We start from the raw sequence: 18,631 nt of genomic DNA on the forward strand, positions 1-18,631 counted from the left end.
ACAAAACTGGTTTTCACCCTTCCCTCGTTGGGAACGCATGGCGATCATCCTTGGTTGGCGTCAACTTAGCGGTTGCCTTTTCGCGCCCAACGGATCTGTGATCCCTCGAAGTCATCCAGCCGCCACCCTAGTGCAGAGGTGGGATTGAGTGAGAAGAGCACGTCATAGGAGGTATCCGAGGAGGGCAGGTAGTCGTGATCGCCCGGCTGATCATACTTTTGCTCGAGGGCAGTCAGCACGTCGGGATGATGCTGTGGTAAACCCTCATCAGTGGCGTTTCCGTAGACGATGAGAACGTTCTCGGCACTCTCAAGATGGAGACCGACATGGGGTTGACGGATGATGTTCCGCGCTTTTCGCGATACTCGGGACGTGTAGAATAGGAACCGATCTTCTAGCACCACACCCCAGATAGGTGCAACGTGGGGCGTATTGTCTAAGTTCACCGTGGCGAGCCAGAAGTTGCGGTGCTCGTCTAGTTCTACCGCTAATTTCGTCCAATGACTTGTTGAGTCGTCCATCAATGTGCATTCTCTCCTCTTGTAGAACTGCGTGGACTCTAGCATAAAGGGCAGGCATCGACCTTGTTGCTCTCTCCGAGGGGTTCACCATTTCTGTTCGATTGGCGTCGATGTACTGAGTCTATTTGCTATGTGAGTAGAGGATATCAGCACATATTGAAAGGCAAGAGTCCTGCGTTCGCGAGCAGAACATGGAAGTCGTTGACCTCGGCCGGGGTCTCAGGCATCTTCTCCATCAACGGGGAGACTTGGCAAGCAAGTTGTACGCCTGCGTCGAGTCAGGCTTTTCGAATACGAGACTAGATTCGGGATAAACTCCTATGACGTCGCCAAAGGATTCGACATGTTCAGCACTTGGATTGGCGCGGTGATCGCGTCGTTGATGTATCTGAGGGTGAAACTCGGCGCCACATCCTAACGCGTGGCCCATTGTGCCCCGACGATACCGATTCCTGCTCTCCCCTTAGAGGCCTTGGGCTGGCACCAAAGCTTTCGGTAAAGGGGGCATGACGGTAGCTGACACAAAGCTCGGCGTGTTGGAAGGCCAATCCCTTTGCATCTCAATTATCTCGGGTGTTGATGAATCAGACGCGTCGTTCTTTGCGGTTGCACGAGTTCGACGAGAGACAACTCAAACAACTCCACGAGCCTTTGGAATACGACTCGCGGACGGCTAGTGGTGGCGCCGGATTCCCCGTGGCCAGTTGGTGCAGGCCAACGCAGCAGACGACGCAAACCCTCAGCGCCAAAGTCGTCGATGCCAATTCAGCAAACCCTGCGGAGGTGTCTTGGCAGCGTTCGCACCTTTCATCTGACTTACCCCTTGAAGTACCAGTCCTCGGGAGTGATGTCTAGATAGGGGTTCTGAGTGACTCCACCAAGCTTGTTTGAAATGAGCGAGATAGCAGCGTCAGGTAAGGGTCGATAGATGTCTGGAAGTTCCTTTGCCATAAAGTTCTGATACGCATCGAGCGCGGCTTGCGGATCAGAGGAGGTGTGCGTTGCTGCGATCAACGCGTTCGCCTCGGAACTCTGGTAGTTCCCGTAGTTGGAGCCAGCACCACTCGCAAACAATTCACCGCCCGTCGGGTAGTTGTCAGGGCTGTACTCCCAGGTTCCCGCCAAAATCATCTCCCATTTACACGACGGTTGCGTAGGAGTGCAAGGAGCCTCGTCAGCAAAAACGGTGTTCCCGTTTGCAGAAGACAGGATCACGTTGATGCCTGCCTGCTTTGCCGCTGAAGCATAGGCGGTCATCTCTTCCGTCAGGGAGTTGCTGCCAGAGTAGTACTCGAGGTTGAGGTTGAGCGCGAGGCCCTTGGAGATCCCAGCACCGCACTCAGTCGCTGAGCTCCCGGGGCTCTCGCAGGTCATCACTCCATTAACCATCTTCCAGCCATGCGAGGTCAGCAGGTTCTTAGCCGCTGATGTCGAGTAGGGATAGTGGTCTGTCCTCGATGCGGCATCAGCAAAGGGGTTTGACGGTGTGACAGGGACCGGCGAATAATTCGGGACTGCGTCGCCATGCAGGAAGCTTGTGATCCAAGCAGGTTGGTCGACAAGGTGCTGCAGCGCCTGACGGATATAGAGTTGTTTGAATACTGGTCCGCAGGTGGGGTTATTGAAGTTCATGTTCCAATAGGAGAAGCCAAACTCGGTCCACGGTTCCACGTTGTAGCCGATCGACTCCACGTAGGACTTCTGACTGGCATCGGAGTTTGGTAGGTATCCATAGGTAACGGCATTATTGCCCGCGCGCAAAACATTGAACTCAGCCGAGTCCGAGGTAAAGGGCAACTCGACAAACTCGGACAGGCTCGGCTTGACCGGCCCGGAGTACTTGGTATTGGGGACAAAGACCGCATGTCCTGCAGAGGAGAAACTTGCGAGCTTCCAAGGGCCATCCACCACGGACCAGATCGGGCTTGATGCGTAGGTGGAGAGATCCTGGGCCTGTGCGTTAAGGAACTTATAGACCGCCTGGGCTCTAGCGGTAGTCATATCCGCAATGCTCGTGGTAGATGGGTTCGGCAATGGAGTGCTGAGCGACGTGGTGTCCCAAGCAAGGGGAAGGGGGGTGATCTGGCTGAGCTCGTTATAGGTAAACCAGGTCGGGCTGTAGGACTGGTTCAAGTGAAAGACCACCGTTGATGCGTTTGGCGCAGAGTAGGAGACGACATTGTCAGGAAAGTCCCCAGGGACGTAGGCCCCCCAATCGACTTTATTGGCCTTGAGGAGGTTCATCCAAAAGATGACATCGTTCGATGTTACAGGTTGACCATCGGACCATTGGTACTTCTTCAAGGTAATCGTGACCGTTTTGTCGTTGTTGGAGTAGACCGGTGCGTTCCCGATCGAAAGGTTGTAGTTGATCTCGGCCTTGTCCCCTTGCCCAAAGAAGTACAGCGGCCGGTACATAAGGATCTGAAACTGCGCGAGGTTGGCGATCGAAAATTCCGCACCTGATGTGAGTGGGAGAATGTAGTTCGGGTTGGCTCCGGCGGCCTCTGCGTAGTAGGCAATACCGCCTTTCTTGGTCGTGGTCGACTGTGGCTTAGCCGATGACGTTGATCCGCAGGCTGCCAGGAGCATCGATCCAGCTAAAGCGGCGCCCAAGATCACAGTGGTTCTCGTACCCGTTCGTTTCATGATCCCCCCTCGATGACAACTTCACTCAAGCTGTTTAGTCGACACAGTAGCATGGTTCCAACTCAGCTACTGCACGATAAATGTCAAGATTCTGTTACTTCGTAATTTCTTATACAACACGTTTCGTCAAGCTCATGTCGACTCCAGTCTTGCTTCTTTTGGATCACCGAAGTCCTTCCTGCGGGGTTGGCTTACCTCTGTCGCGCAGCGAGTTGGCATGGTGGAAGGCGGGGTCATGCGTTACCATCATCGTTGTAGACAAGATCGCCTCCGAGGCGATGAGGGAGCCCCAATCGGGTGCTGGGTTGATGACATAGTTTTCTCCTTGCTGGTTGGTTCGCCATTACCGCGACGGCGCAAGGCTGGAACTTTAAGGGTCTGGGTAAGTCTTGGCCCGACCAATCCGGCTCGGGGTGACCGACCCCAAGAGTTCACCGTTCAAGATCTCATCTCGTAGTCTCGAGTTGAACGTCTCGGACTTTCCGTTCTGCCCATCTTTTTCCGACCTACGTGTACGGGGGATCTAATTCCCCTGCTTAGGTAGCATGAAGTCTTCCAATTGTTTGTCCATTGTCTATTCTGATGCAGGAGAGGGTATAGCACACTCTGCCACAATCCCACAGAGGGCTGTAGTGACCGCTTCGGCGTCGCTGGAGCGATCAACGAGGGTTGCTACGTACTTCCCCGGGGTATTCGTCGACGATGTTCCACTACTTCTGGACCTTCCTATCTGCGCTTGTATCGAACTGAAAATCCATGGCTCAGGTGACATTGGCACCTATGGAAGAAGGAGCTTCCAGGGGAACCCCAGCGCGCAAATCGATACAGAGGGAAGTGAGAACGATCCTTACCGCGACAACGAGCTATTCCCTCAGCCCTAGCTCTTTTGGTGGTGGCAAGATAGACTCCATGCCCATGCGGCCACACCCACCCAGACGAGCCAAAGCTATTGTTGCTTTGCCGGTGGCGTTAGCGTTGCTTGTCTCTGCGTGCTCTGCCACGGCTTCCTCCAGTTCGCGTCAGACCGTCTCGGGGATCCATGTTGCTCAGATTGCGATCCCAGTTGGTTCTCCGGTTTTCCTCGGTGGTGCTTCTTTCGGGAATGGTAATGGCTTGCTGACCTTTAATCCTCAGGTTCCGTTTTCCAATACGCCAAAGCATTTCTTCCCACCGGACTCTGCTTTGTTGGCCGGCGTATCGAGCAGCGGCCAACTCAGACCACTGTTGACCGTTGCGCAAGGACGTACGCTCATGTCCCCCTACAAGCACTCGGGAGGGATCTTTGTCACGTCAGCATCATTCATCAACGCCGAGGACGGCTGGGCTGCGCTTTGGAGTGGAGCGTCAGCGCTAGGAGTGGTTGCCAGAACGACCAACGGAGGGCGCTCTTGGGCCAAGATTCAAGGCTCCTACAGCGCAGGGAATGGTTCGAGTCTGATTGTCAGCGCGGCGAGCACAGCAGCCGCTTGGTTGGAGGTCACGCCAGCAGGAGGAAACGAAAGCGATTACTTCTATCACGTCACCGGAGCAGGTCAGCAAGTCCAACCGGTATGTCTCTGTGACGGTGGGCCGACCTTAGTCGGGGTGCTCGGTCACAACAGTGCGGTTGGTGCGGTGGAAACCATGGACTACCTACCGTCCACAGCTGCTCCTGTTGCATTCTTCATATTCTCCGGCACCAAGAGCACGACATGGAGTCCTGCAAACCCTGTGCGCTGTACGCTCGCTGTCGGAGACCTTCAGGGGCAACCTGAGATTGCGGGGGTTGTCACACTCCCATACAGAGGTATCAACAACGTCGTGGTGGAGACAGACCACACCGTGAGGACAAAGATAAGGCTCTCGGATAGTCGTGACGTGCCTTCCGCAGCCTTTGGCCCTCACGGCTCCCTACTTGTGGGGTGGGTCACCGAGCAAGGTGACGCGAAGCTGGCACTGTTTGCCCCGGGTCAAAGCAGGCCATACAAGACCGCGAACCTGGGTAGTATTTTGCCGAAACACGGGGGAGTGGGTCCGATTGGAGCGCAACCATTGAGCGTTCAAAGGGCAGGCTCGTCGTTTCTCGTGTTGAGTTCAGCATCGCTTCGCAACTTTGGCGTTCTCAAGCGTGCTTGGATAGTGTCCGGTTGAGAGTCGGGTCAGTATTGTCTTACATAATGAGCACTGAGATGAGAGACAATCGTGTGGTCAAGTCAATGAGAACGCTGAGGAGGGAAGTAGCTACTGAGCTGGTGTTCCTTGGTGGAGGTGATGGGACTCGAACCCATGAACCTCTTGACTGCCAGTTGCTTACCCCACGTCCTTGGGGATCCAGCTGGACGTATCAGAATGCAGATGAGCAGGGTATATGCCATGCTGGCGTGAACATAGCAGTTTAAGTAGGCTGAAGGATAGGCAACCGGATAGGCAACCGGATTAGCGCATCTCCCGTGTGTCAGTTTTCCACATCATTGCGCCACCACTCGTAAGGATGGCTCTTTGGTTGGGGTAGATGACAGTTCACGAATGCATCCCTATAAACTTTCTGGTCGTCTCATCAGAGAGATGCTCTCGCCCCCACCCACGTGTTCTGTAACCCCGCCTAGGGACGGATTCAACACGAGAACACCTCGCGATCGAGACCGTAACAACGGCCGAGGTGCCGTTGGCGATCTCCTCCCGGTCGCGTTTCCATCGCTCACATTGCCATTTAGGCATTTAACTGGTTGAATGTAGCTTTTGACGCATGCCGTGGTGGTCTTGAGCTTTCTCGTTAAGCGAATGGTCTAAGGCTTCCGTCGTCGAGCACGGTGTTACAACTATTCGAGATCTGGCAGCAGTGTTTGTTCTTCATCGCTGGTCACGTGTGACCAAGGTGGTGAGAGTTGCGCCAAGGACGATGAGCAGGCTCCAGAGCACAGCGGGTTCAACCCACCGCAGTACCCGTACGACGATCCCCCAACCGTTAGTCGCGTTTGCCCGCCAGGCGTCGATGCCAGGAAGGTGGACGAACGGGAGGAGAAGCGCGCCGAACGCATAATTTGCTGCCGAGAAGGTGGGGTAGGCGGCGGTGCTACGCAGCGGCGAGGGAGAGGTGATTGTTCCAGCGAGGGGTGTGGCTACGATACCCCCATGGTGGACTGCAATTGCGAAGACGAATGTGGCAATGAGATAGACGAGTAGTGCCCAAAGGGGGGCGAGTTGGGGGCGAAAGCCATAGCCGACAGTAATGTCTGAGAACCAGCCGACCGGTCGGGAACGTCGGCGGCGCTGCCTAGTTAGCTGACGAGAGCGCTCGAGTAGTAGTTGCCTCGCGAGTCGTTGGCTACCAGTGTCGCGGAGAACACGCGCAACGGTCGTGAAGGATCCCGGGTAAATCCCAGCGTTTGCTGCATTCTCCTGCTGTTGACTGACCAAGACAGCACGATAGAGCACCCCTGGTAGACGCTCGAGTTCACTCGTTCCGCGAGCCCAAGCCAATGTCCTCTTGGCCCACGATGACTTCACTTTGTCTGTTGCCTGCGGACCAGAAAGTCCACCGTAGATGGCGCCCTCGAGCAGCAGGGTAGATGTCAGTTCGATCGCGTTGGAGCTCGGAGAGCCCGTGACTGTGAGCTCAAGATATCCGAGCCGCGCCCCTTGCAAGCTAATTCTCGATCGAGGCGGCGCAAGATGTGAGGGCGACTTCGACGACGAGGGGTGCGCGTCTTCTGCCCAGGTGAGCGGGAGAAACACACTATCCTTCACCTCTGCCCTGTCCATTGACAGCGCATCTCCTAGGCCGTTGAGCTGTGCGCCGGTACACATAAGCTGCCCTCCGATGGTAGCGCCAGGGAGGCGGACCGTGCCGGCGGCGGTGAATCCCTCGTCGAGGTACACACCATCCTTGACCTTGATCCCATCCATTAACAGCGCATCTCCTTGGCCGTTGAGCTGTGCGCCGCGGAAGATAAGCTGCCCTCCGATGGTAGCGCCAGGGAGGCGGACCGTGCCGGCGGCGGTGAATCCCTCGTTGAGAAATACGCTACCTTTCACCTCTGCCCTGTCCATTGACAGCGCATCTCCTATGCCGTTGAGGTGCGCGCCACGGCAGCTGAACCGCCCTTCGATATTGGCATCGAGGAGGTCAACCTCGCCGGTGATAGAAGACTTCTCAAGGCGAAATTCCTTACCCACTCGGAGCAAGGTACCGTCCAGAGCCACACCAGATCCATTCGTTGTGCCAAGCGTCGCTCGGTCAAGAAGCACGCCGTGTGTAACGACCGCTTTGTCGATGAAGATAGACGGCAACACGCACCGGCGGAGGTCAAGCAGGTGCAGCTGAGCTCGAGAGAACCGAAGCGGTAGCTCAAACCGACAGGACAGCAGCCTGAGTGGTGATGTGATCGCTAGGTCGCTGCAATCTAGCTCACCCCGGATGGTCACGCCGATTATGACGATACCGCGTTCCTGATAGACCCTCTCCTTGATGAGTCGGTACAGGAACGCAGCTGAAATGACTGAGGATTCTCGCTGGCTCGGACTGATACACATTGGCTGTCCCGAGCGCACATTCCGCTCGATGGCCGCCTCAAAAGTCACCACTGAACTCCACTCGCGATCCCTTGGTAGGTCATTACTCGGTTAGGAACAGATCTGAGGTTTAAAGTATTGGCGACCCGTGCGAAGCCACGGCGGCCCTTCACTCGTCGTTCGAAAGTCGTCATGCCAACTTGTGACAGGTAAGGTCCACTGCTACACTACCGATGTTCGCCAATACCGACAAAAGGTCTGCTGCCGAAGACCGTGTCGCCTAACGGAGCTGGACCGACGACCCATGTCTTGGGTTAATCGCAGGTCCTCGAGAACGGGAACTTCCCTTCCACGGCCGTATTATACCTGGTTGGACGTGTCGCTGTATCATTTTGGTAGCGGAAACGGCAAAGATGAACGCCAAGGGGCAATCAATTTCTCGATAGAGGTGGTTGCATCCAACGTCGATAGCTTGATGGAAGCTAGCTCGATGTTTTGAGTTTCCTTAATATCTGGTCAACTTTCTCCAGTGGCATCCCTGCTTCTAACGATGGTGCCGCATGTCCGGTATTACTCGATGCGCTGGCGACCAGAACGTTGAGGTAGACGTGCTGCAGCCAGTTCGGTATGAGGTAAGACCCGAAAGACGTCACACCTTCAGGTGTATGATCGATAACGATTATAGTCAACCCATGAGTACCCGCCGAACCCGCGGCCAGGGAAGTATCTATCGTTCCGATAACCAGTGGCGTGCCCTCCTCAAGTGGACTGGTCCCGATGGTCGTGTCATCACCCGGTCAAGGCGATGTCGCACCAAGGCAGAGGCCGAGTCAGTCCTAGCCCAATTCCGTGGTGTCCGTGACGCTGGAGTGACGGAGAATGCCTCAACCACGGTCTCAGGGCTCCTAGACCGATGGCTAGCGATCCATGAGGGCGATATCGCAGGATCTACCCAGGCCCAATATCAGTGGGCTACGAACCATATCAAGTCCCGCCTTGGCCATGTTCGCATTGAACGTCTCACCCCCACCCACGTCGATACCTTTGTTGATCAACTGAGCGCAGCCGGCCTCTCACCCCGCTCTCGTCGACTCATTCGCGTCGTACTCTCCCAGGCCTGCAAGGCAGCCGTTGGCTGGCGATTGATTGCATCAAACCCCTGTGATCACGCACGCCCAATCAAACTCGAACGCAAGGAACAGAAATCTTTGAGCGTCGAGGAGGCTCGACAACTCCTCAGTGCCGCCAGAGACGATCGCCTCGGAGTCCTGTGGTTATTACTCCTTGCCCTGGGACTGAGACGTGGAGAGGCACTTGCGCTTCGCTGGAGTGATGTTGATCTCACCTCCAAGACCCTTACCATCTCACGAGCCCGTGTGAAGTCAGGCTCCAAGGTCATTGAAGGCCCCACCAAGACCGCACGATCGACCCGCACCATCCCGCTTCCAGCCTTCCTCATCGAAGCCTTAGACCACCACCGAGACTCCCAGCAGCGAGAATACGACTATCTCATTGAGCTTGGCTTTACTCCAGCCCGAGACTATCTCTTCACCTCAGTGACCGGAACCCCCTTAGATCCCGATAACACCTCGAAAGCCTTCCAAGCCTTTGCCATAAAGGCCGGCCTTGGTCGACGCCATGTGCACGAGCTCCGCCACGCCGCAGCCTCTCTGATGCTCGCCGCTGGAACACCGCTCCCCGAAGTCTCCCGAGTCCTTGGCCATAGCTCCACCCGAGTCACCGACGAGGTCTATGCCCACCTTGGTCATGAGGCACTCCGTGGAGCCGTAGATCGGCTGGCGGGAGTGTTGGAGCCAACCCAGGGCCAGGCTAGGCCAACGCCCCAGTAGCCCACTCTCCGATGCGTCGATTGCGTGCGTGGATGAACTCGATCGTTTGGGCTCGATACGCCCGATAACTCTCGAGATCACTGGGTACTGCATTCGAATCGAAGTCGGTAAAGGGATGTAAGAACTGTACTCGTGAGAAGTCCGGCTCGACCAGATCTTGGTGGAGAAAGAACTCGACGTACCCAGCGAAATCGCCGAAGAGGTGGAAGAACTCCCGATAGCGCTCCAGCGTTGCCCCTAGCGGACTCTCCTGGCCCAAATAAAACAAGCGAATACACTCAAGGGAAAGATCCATTCTGTCGGCGATAGATCGGGTCAACCCACGAGCACCATTCAAGGTAGGCAGGTTGTTCACCTGGTTGCTGGGCAAGACCATCATCCCGCCAATGGTGTAGCTCAACCCTCGAAAGGCATCATTTTCGGACTCCGAGTAGTGCCCGACGATATCGGCCATCCGCTTCCAACGGGTGAAGGTCGTAATAATCGAGTCGCTTGACAAGAAGAACTCACCAAGATCGGACCGATGGTGCAAGTAAACCTCTGGGGTCGTGGCATCGAGCTCAAATGGTATTCCACTCGGGAGTGGCTTGCTCCAGAGCATCTGGTGATATCGGCGAAGGGTTGGACTATGACTATCGGGATCCTTCCCTCTGGCATCGGAGCGAAAGTCAAATGAAGTATCGATCGCCAACTCGCTCATCGTGCTCGGGCCCCACGTGGTTGCTCGGAGTTCCGCATCACATGAGACCCCAACTCCGCTTTTCTATCCATCATGCAATATACCAGACCTCTCGGGCCGAATCGGTGAGAGAAAGTTTGGGGTTTTACACCTACACGACTGCTTGTATCAATCGGTTCAGTCAGCGATGGCTGCTCACCTCTGTTGTGGGAGGGTTGATTCATGACTTGTCTGGTCTAGGTATTTTCGCCGCAGTTACAGCATGGCTGGTCAAACATGGCGTGGCATTGCGTCGTTTGAAGAGTGCGGGAACTGTCATGTCGCCGGGATATGTGTGGATGTTCATGGGATTTAGCATGTGTAGGGCTCAGGGGTTGATGAGGCAAATTGTGGTGGAAGCTTCGGTTCCTCAATGGTGCAGAACGCTGGACCATGAGATATCCTCTGGCTGTCACGGGACCACAATGGCCTGTACTGTGGTAATGTCCTGGAAGGAGGACTTACTTCGTGCTAGATAGTGACTATGCAGGTCGTCTTGCCCAACAATACGGTGAACGACCGCCTTGGGCATTCCCATCAATCTACTCTATCGCCACTTCAGCTGATCGAGAAGCACAGCGCATCTGGTTGAATCAAGCCTTATGTGCCATTCCTGAAACCGACCGTGACCGTCTTCTAGGTCGTCTGGAAAAAGAAGCCAACTTTCTATCCACATATAATGAGCTCGCTACCGCGGCGATTTTTCTCCAGGCCGGTTACTCGTTCCGCTACGAGGCGGAATTGGGCGGGAGGACACCCGATCTCCTCATCCCCAGCGGGGAAGACCACCCGATGTTACTCGTGGAGGTGGTAACAAAATTCCGTAATGATAGCCTACGTCGCATCGAACGGCAGTGGAAAGAGTTGGCAACACGCGTCGAGATGATCTCTGTGCCGCTTGTACTGTTGGTCCGCGGTCTTGGTCGCGGTCGGCCAGAACCACCGGATAGTGGAACAGCGAAACGAGTGGTTTCGGAACTTCAGAAAACCTTGCTTGCCACCCCAGTTGGGATTGGAGATGAGATTGAAATTGAAGATTATGTCTTTGTCATAGCAGGTCAAGTACCTGGTGCACGCGCCTCTCTGGCAACACCTGCTGGTGCGTCCACATACAACGCTGATCTGGTGCTTGAGGCAGTTCGGGAAAAGGTCTCAAGGTATTGTTCAGGAGCCGACCGAGTAGGGGCCGCTCTCATCGTCGTCCTTGCTGCCGAATCTCAGTCGCCGCTTTCCATCGACCTTCTCCGTACGGCACTGACTGGGGCCCAAACAGTCACGATGAGTTTTGATATCTTCGAACCTGGTCCAGTTAGCTCAGGTCCCTTTTCGATGCGTGCAGAGAACATTCCCCCAGCGTTCCATCCCTCTGTATCGGCGATAGCTTGGTTGGAGCCAGGCATCGAAAATCCAGGGACACTGACTCTGTTCCCGATCGCCAGTGCTGAGCGGCAACTACGGTTCCGCCAGTCTGAGAGGCTTGTCATCGAGCAGATCGCCAAGAACTAGCCATGCTTCGTGAGCCTGTCGAGCTCCTCCGTGAACTCAGCACTATGAGGCAGCAAGGTCGTACCTGTACGTTCATTTCGGCGTTTGAAAACGACATGAACTCGGCTGACACTGCAATTTGTCGGTTTTGCAAGGTCAAGCCCGCTTTAGCTCGGATTGTGACAAGGCTGCCGTCAAGCGGTCCCAAACGTCGGGCGTCAGGGTCTGGATGAACGTGCAGGGTTGCTCCACTTGATGTATGACCCCTGCACCGTTATCATTTGCCACCGCTGCACTTTATAGCGTTGGAATAGGCGGCCAACCGATACCACGATCAGATGGCGGGGTGCGATGGAGGTCGACAGTTTGACTCTCACCTGGAGCGCGAGCGGCGATCTCAGCGAGGCGCCTCGCTCGGTAAATCGCCGTACGAACTTGCCTCGTCTGGCTAGCTTGTTGCGGCGCTATTGCTGCCATCGTCCCTCGTGCGCTCGATGAATCCAAAGAGACTCCCCAGAGTTCGCGATAGGCGGCAACGGTTGCAGTATAGGTTTTCCACTTGAGCGCAAGCCTTGGATCCCTCGGCACCGGACCGAGTCCCAGAATCCAGTCCTCCCTATCCTCAAGTGCCCGATCCACCAAGGCAAAGGCTCGCTCCCTTATAGCCTTCTCCCTGTCATCGAGCGCTTGTACAAAGTCTGCATCATCAACCCCTCTGGCCTTTGGCATCAGCCCAACGATGAACTCAGCCTTGCCCAATTCGCGCGACCCATGCTTCTCGGTCCAACTACGCACTCGTTCGGTCACGAGCGCTATTGGGTCTTTGGCTCCAGCCAATTGATCCTTCTCCTCACCAACCAAGACCGCCAGATCATGTTCAAGGTCGATGCCACGACCCTCGGCATCACGAAATGCGGCGGATAATGATCCATAGGACTCGCTTGTGCGTAGCTCTTCAAACCCTGGAATCGCGAGAGCTTCCAACAACCTCCCATATCGCGACTCCTCGGCCAATCGGGCGATCGTCTCGTACTCCCTATAGAGACGCCCAATGCTCTCGGCGTCCTCTTGCTCTGCGCGAATCGTCTCCCTAGCGCCGAGTTCGATTCCAGAGTTTGTGAGACATCCAACGAGAACCTCGCGTGCACTTCCCAGCTGTTGACTTGGTCCATGAGAGGTGCTCTGATCGTCACCGAAGCCGGTATCGACATAAAGGTGATTGGTCTCTCGACCTCTCGTGACTCCGACATAGAGCACTTCTCGGGTGGTGCCCACACCGATCAAGGTATGAGCACTGGTAACGGTCCTCCCCTGGGCTCGATAGACGGTCATGGCATAGCCGAGTTCAACTGAGGAAAGAACGTACTCACTTGGTAGGCGTACCTCGCCCTTCCCATCGATGCGTCGAACCCAGAGGGATCCATCGGTATCAATCGCGCTCACGCTCCAGCGATCCCCGTTCTTCACCCACCCGTTTCGGGTTCCAAGTAGTCGATTGTTCTCTCTGGTGACGATGTCATCCCCAGCACCACACATGGTGCCATCTCTGAGCTTCACTCCAGTTGCGGAGACCTCTCCTCGCTCGATTCTCTCCTCCCGGGCTCTCACATTGAGCTCTCTGACACTGTCACGATCGGGTGCAATCATGAGCGAGTCCTTGCCGGCCAAAACATCGGCCTGCCACCCGGCATACAGCGCATCCAACATCGCATCACGATCCCCACCGAGGATTCGACGATGGGAACCCTACACATCAAGAGCGCTCGCATCCCCAACTCTAAGCTTCACGCTCGCTTCTCGTTCCCAGTTCTCGCAGAAGCGTCGCACCTCACCCAACCTTGGAACATCACCCTCGCGCTCTCGCACCAGTGCGCCAAACATACCGCCAGCCCCAACACTCCCAAGCTGTGCTGGATCCCCAACCAGTACGATCTTGGCCCCTGCATCTCTCACCATCGTGATGAGTTCATCGAGTTCCAAGGTTCCAACCAATGATGCCTCGTCAAGGATGATCAACTGCCCTTGGCGAAACTGCCAGCGATTCAGTTCACTACGGAGTACGTCGACCTGTCTCTCAACCCCATGACGTTCTCGACTCCCCAACGACAGGTGGGGGAGGAGGGCACTCAAACGCTCCACCTCTTGCTCTCGCGCCTCCCTTTGTCTCAATTCATGCAACCACTTGGCACTATTCTCAGCACCAATAGCGAGCTCAGCTCCCAGTACCTCAGCAGCCGTTGCCGATGGTGCGATTCCCAAAACGCTACCTGGACCATACACGCGCTCCCAGAGGGAACGAAGCCCTGCCATGGTCGTGCTCTTACCAGTACCGGCGGGACCAACCAAGAGATCAACTGCTCTTCCAGATGAGACGATCAACTCAATCACCCGTCGTTGTTCTGAGCTCAAACGAACACTGGAAACACCTGACTCTAAACCTCCCCCTTCCGCCAATCCAATGACACCCTGAGCGATGAACGGCCCCCCAAGATCGTCACCTGCCGCAAAGATCCGAGCCTCAGCCCCAAGGAGTTCTCGCGTGGTATAGCGACGTCGATCGAGGCTTCGAAGACGCGAGGCGCCATCGGCTCGACGAAGCACTGCTGGGGTGTGATGAAGCTCAGGAGGAGAGAGCTCGACGGCACGCTCAAGGGTCAAAACAACAAGGCGTTCACCGACATCGATGCGCTCGGCTGGATCGACAAAACGCATCCCTTGGAGATAACGGTGAACCTCGGCTAGGACATTGGCGCGGGTAAAGGTTGCATGATTCTCCCCAACACAGCGGAGGATTACCCCCGCGCTCTCAGCCAACATCTCATCCCCAAAATCATCAGCGCAAAGCACCGGTAGGTCATTGGAGTCACAAACATGTAGAACCAACTCACCTGGTTCAAACCCGAGATGGTCGCATGCCCGCTCACGCCACAGCTCACTCATCTCCAAAAGGGAGCGGTGAACCTTTTCCTCTCTTGTCTCCAGATTGGCCCGCTGAGAGAGTCGAAGGATCTCGATCCCCGTCGCCTCTCTTCCGTGGCTCTCCCGAAACGCTCCGATGAGCTCTGCTCTACGGGTCCTAATTGCCTGTACTCGTTGTGAGAAGCAATCCATCAGAGAATCCGGTACCCCCTTGATCTCAGACTTTCTCATGCCACCGGGAGTCACTCGTTCCTCCCATGCAACTCCAAGTGCCTCCGTCAAGAGATCAGCCAGGATCCCCTCATGTAGGACCCCAAGGGCGACTACCGAGGAGTACAGCCCAGCCCCATCAATCGTTCTCCACTTCCCATCTGAGACTGACTTCACTCGATTCCAGACGATGACGTGATCATGAAGTTGGGGATCCCCAGCACGTGAGTCATAGTGGGTAAAGCTTGCCGCCGACACCCCACGGACGTCTTCTTGGACCACGCCATTCTTCCCAGATCGTGAGTGAATGACCTGGCCCTCAGCGTAGGCAAGAGCCAGATCAATCGCCCTCTGGTGACACCCATAGATCCTCGCTTTGGTCGCCTCATCAGCCAAGGCCCAAAGCGTTGAGACCGACTTTGGTGGTGAGAACGTGAGATCAAATCCAGCGACGGGCTTGGCGCCAGAACCAGCAGAGCTCACACCCTCCCCAACAACAGACCTTGGCCGCGCAATCGCCTGGCCAACACTCTCACCTGTGATGGGGTCAGCGATGAGACCAAGGAGATTCCAGAGCTGGGACTCGCTCACCTCTGACCCCAACTCGATCCCCACTCCATCTCCCAAGTCAGCTAAGCCAGCCCCCTTCCACCTCCCAGGTGGCGTACCAGATTCTGCGTAATAACGAGTGAGAGCCGATCCAGGTTCGCACCCACCATCCCCAACAGCAATGGAGTCCATCAGGTAGCGATACCCCTGGCCAATGCTGAGCTTCGCGATACTGAGCATGCCTACAACCCTTTACCATCGAGTGAACCCATCCTCACCTCATGGGCACGAAGAGGAGGAAATCAGTCGCACCAACACAAACCGAGGAGACAACCCCAGCGCCAAGCGCTCGCCGGATGCAAGGTGTGTGGTTGCAAAATGGGTGGGGGAGCAGCGATAGTTCATGGGAGGTGAGGGTGCGAGTCCGGAGGCTCTGGTTAGGCCCGGGTGTCGGCTCCGAGTTGAGTAGTGACTGCTTGAGGGATCTGGTCCCGGTTGACAGGTTCTCTGTTGTTGGGGATCTTGACATGAGGGATAATGAACGCGCAAAGCTAGCTAATCTCTGGCACCGTCGAGAACTGGCCTTTCAAGATTGGCTCCTCGCAAAGGAGCAACTCAAAGCCTCAGCCGCTCAACACCGCCGAATCACTGCCGCCAAGGCAGCCGCCTTCCGAGCTCAAGGGATCTCCGAAGCGCAACTCGCGCGGTACCGATCCTGGCACGATCACCAGTCGCTGCCCCGCGATCCAAGGACGATCGAACGCTACGTCCGATGGCGTAGTGTCATCACGCTGATTGACGCGCAGTGGGAATCCAAGCTCAGCGTCGCGACCGTAGACCTCAAGTGCTCCACCCTTTGCTTGGTAAAGGCAACGTCAGAACTGCTTTCGGTGATGCCGCGCGCAATGGTCGTGGAACTGTCCGGAGACACGGCACGCTCACTGGTGGCAAAGCTTGCCCCATTGGGAGATTTGGCTCATGCTTCATAGCTGTGGTAGCCCATGAAGCTTCGTCCTGCCGGTGAGTGGGAGTCTCCAAGAAACCTGGGTGTTATTTAAGGAATCAGATGTCGGATTCCTAAGAGGTGATAGAGTCAGAAGGAAATGAAAGTTAGACGATCACTGAGACTCCTAACTGTCGTCCTGATCGGGGCGTTGGTCTTGGCGTCGTGCACCTCACCAGCAAAGGGCTCAGTATCTTCGGTAATCAGCAATGGGACCTCAACGCTGCGAATTCCCAAGTCATCGTTGACCAAGCGCTTTCTCATTATCAAAGGTAGCTGCACCACGACGGCTCACACCCCTGGTTTGCCGGTCTTAAAAATGCGGCTGTCGCTGACACACCAGTCCGAGGCCGTCACAGCCGCATTTTGTCATGAGCCACGCTCTACGTTCGCGTACTACCTTGACTCAAGTCGATTTCCACCCGATGCGACAATTCAGCTCTTTTCGTTTCCTCCGCAGATCAAATGGACGATTGCGTTCTCACGATCAACTACTCGTCAAGGAGCCAAGAGCTTTTCGATCTTCTCGACCTACGTTCCGCCTGCACCCAAGCCACCTGTGCTACCTGCTAGGGCACCCACTTGCACTCCGAGTCAGATATCGGTGCGCATTACCGGTGTTGGGGATGAGGCATCTGTGGTAAACGCCTACCTTGCCGTTTCAGATCTCTCATCGAGTCCCTGCAGCCTAGACGGGTGGCCGACGATCTATGGGGTCACGGCAAGTGGAGAGTCTATTCCTTTGGTTCGACAGAGCGCCATGGGCCAGAACGGACATATCCTTCACCATCCATCGTTCATCGTTATCAAGAGGGATGTTCAAGCTGCTTACAGTCAAGTGACATTTATGCCAGACTGCATCGGCGGCAATACGGGAGTAATTATTGAGAAGAACTTCACTTCGCTCAGCGTCACGCTGCCCAATAATCTGGGCAAATATTCGATTGCATCGTCGGCATTCAATCAAGGATCCGCCATCCAGACTCCAGATAGCTGCTACTACGCCTCTGGCAAGCTCTACTACGGCACGATCTATGCGTTCTTTGTTCCTTCTTTCGGAGAGCCCGCTCACGCTCTGTGATTCCGAAGTACTGGCGGTGTTGGACGCTTGCTATTGGTAAGAGCGTTCGAGGAGGGTCACCATTGCGTGCGATGCGGGCGAGAGCCGAACTCCTGCGTATACCCATAGCTAACTTCTTGTTTGTGATACCCGGATACCTCACAGATCGCAGAGTCGATATCGGTGACCATGGGGTCATCTCCGGGGACCAGACCCACTTCTCAAACCCCTAGGTCTCAGTATCAGTGCGTATGGATGCCCATATCCAGGCAATTTGTCGTTGCTAGGTGCTCGCTGATTGAGTCCGAAGTGGCCGAGAGATTCCAGATGGACTAGTCTTACCGAATCCGAATCTGATGGTCGGTTAGCAATGCTACCCCGTGGGCTGTCCAAGACCGAAGGCGATCAGGTGCTCGGTCATAGACACCTCTGGCCTGCTCTCTATCATGCCTGTAACGCTCGCTAGCAAATTTATTGGTCTACCGCCGGGCCAAGGTTTCTTCACTTGTCCGGCCTATTTTTAGCAAACAGTTTGTGCCAGCTACAGAGGCGTTGCATGACCACCGACTACTTCCCATAACATCCGTACAACGGGCGAGCGCAGCTATCCGGTTGACTCCCCGTGAGCCAAAGACAACCGACCATGGCGACAGAGCCCACCGACGCACACCCACCGACCCACAGCGTAACATCATGCGAGAAAAGGCCAAGGCCGATACCCGCGCAATGGAGGGAGGAGGCGCTGATTGCCAGAGAACTCCTCAATCGGGGCCAGAGGACTCGCGAGGCAGCTATCGCCGCGGCAGGGGAAGCATCGGATAGGTCAGTTCCAAAACCCTCGAGTGGTATCCGGGAGTGATTGTGCCACGAATCCTACGCAAACATTGGGCAGTTGGTGTGGTAGCGGGAAGTGCGGCGAATTCTTTGGTGGGCATAGTGGCGGCGATGGCATGCTATTTCATGACGACGGAGCCAGAAGAGGGGAGAACTTCGATACCAGTTACTGGCGATATCCACAATAAAGAGTCATTAACTTCTACTGCGAAGGGCAACAGAGGCTAGAGTATCAGAGATGGGAGCGGAATTCTGATTAATAAGATTTGGAAACTTGCTTCAGTCGTCGTGATTGTACCTATTGGTGTAGCAGTTTATTTTGGCGCCCACTCGTCTGGTATA

General features: G+C 55.5%; 11 protein-coding genes. 5 read left to right on the plus strand and 6 right to left on the minus strand.

The annotated features are described in order from the left end of the window. Positions 1–65: 65 nt before the first annotated feature. Positions 66–521 carry a pyridoxamine 5'-phosphate oxidase family protein gene (locus tag M7Q83_RS11450; RefSeq protein WP_298338822.1) on the minus strand — a complete coding sequence of 152 codons (456 nt, stop codon included), beginning with the start codon at positions 519–521 and terminating at the stop codon, positions 66–68. Between the two features lie 816 nt (positions 522–1,337). Beyond that, entirely contained in the window at positions 1,338–3,170 is a 1,833-nt protein-coding gene (locus M7Q83_RS11455; protein WP_298338825.1) for an ABC transporter substrate-binding protein, read from the minus strand. A 915-nt stretch (positions 3,171–4,085) separates the two neighbouring features. On the opposite strand from M7Q83_RS11455, the gene M7Q83_RS11460 reads away from it, so the two are divergent. Beyond that, a complete protein-coding gene (locus M7Q83_RS11460; protein ID WP_298338828.1) occupies positions 4,086–5,300 on the plus strand; it encodes a hypothetical protein in 1,215 nt (404 codons plus the stop codon). A 699-nt stretch (positions 5,301–5,999) separates the two neighbouring features. Here the strand turns inward: M7Q83_RS11460 and M7Q83_RS11465 are convergent. Further along, positions 6,000–7,733 carry a hypothetical protein gene (locus tag M7Q83_RS11465; RefSeq protein ID WP_298338831.1) on the minus strand — a complete coding sequence of 578 codons (1,734 nt, stop codon included), beginning with the start codon at positions 7,731–7,733 and terminating at the stop codon, positions 6,000–6,002. Positions 7,734–8,353: 620 nt separating this feature from the next. Between M7Q83_RS11465 and M7Q83_RS11470 the strand changes: the two genes are divergently transcribed. Next, on the plus strand, positions 8,354–9,511 hold the full coding sequence (locus tag M7Q83_RS11470) for a tyrosine-type recombinase/integrase (protein WP_298338834.1): 1,158 nt from the start codon (positions 8,354–8,356) through the stop codon (positions 9,509–9,511). Here M7Q83_RS11470 and M7Q83_RS11475 read toward each other — a convergent pair. Beyond that, complete coding sequence (locus M7Q83_RS11475) at positions 9,492–10,211, minus strand: hypothetical protein (protein ID WP_298338837.1); 720 nt, start codon at positions 10,209–10,211, stop codon at positions 9,492–9,494. The two genes, M7Q83_RS11470 and M7Q83_RS11475, sit on opposite strands and share 20 nt — an antisense overlap. 486 nt (positions 10,212–10,697) lie before the next feature. On the opposite strand from M7Q83_RS11475, the gene M7Q83_RS11480 reads away from it, so the two are divergent. Continuing rightward, positions 10,698–11,735, plus strand: a complete 1,038-nt coding sequence (locus M7Q83_RS11480) for a hypothetical protein (RefSeq protein WP_298338840.1) — start codon at positions 10,698–10,700, stop codon at positions 11,733–11,735. 276 nt (positions 11,736–12,011) lie between these two features. Here the strand turns inward: M7Q83_RS11480 and M7Q83_RS11485 are convergent, their stop codons facing one another. Both M7Q83_RS11485 and mobF read right to left on the minus strand, forming a co-directional pair. Further along, complete coding sequence (locus tag M7Q83_RS11485) at positions 12,012–13,421, minus strand: hypothetical protein (protein WP_298338843.1); 1,410 nt, start codon at positions 13,419–13,421, stop codon at positions 12,012–12,014. Between the two features lie 39 nt (positions 13,422–13,460). Next, the gene (gene mobF, locus M7Q83_RS11490) at positions 13,461–15,632 is read right to left on the minus strand and encodes a MobF family relaxase (RefSeq protein WP_298338846.1); all 2,172 of its coding nucleotides are present in this window, start codon (positions 15,630–15,632) and stop codon (positions 13,461–13,463) included. Between the two features lie 287 nt (positions 15,633–15,919). Here mobF and M7Q83_RS11495 point away from each other — a divergent pair, with 287 nt between their 5' ends. Together M7Q83_RS11495 and M7Q83_RS11500 are read left to right on the plus strand one after the other, a co-directional pair. Continuing rightward, positions 15,920–16,381 carry a hypothetical protein gene (locus M7Q83_RS11495; RefSeq protein WP_298338848.1) on the plus strand — a complete coding sequence of 154 codons (462 nt, stop codon included), beginning with the start codon at positions 15,920–15,922 and terminating at the stop codon, positions 16,379–16,381. A gap of 114 nt (positions 16,382–16,495) precedes the next feature. Continuing rightward, the gene (locus M7Q83_RS11500) at positions 16,496–17,476 is read left to right on the plus strand and encodes a hypothetical protein (protein WP_298338851.1); all 981 of its coding nucleotides are present in this window, start codon (positions 16,496–16,498) and stop codon (positions 17,474–17,476) included. Positions 17,477–18,631: the final 1,155 nt, after the last annotated feature.

Source organism: Ferrimicrobium sp. (assembly GCF_027364955.1).
GTDB lineage: Bacteria > Actinomycetota > Acidimicrobiia > Acidimicrobiales > Acidimicrobiaceae > Ferrimicrobium.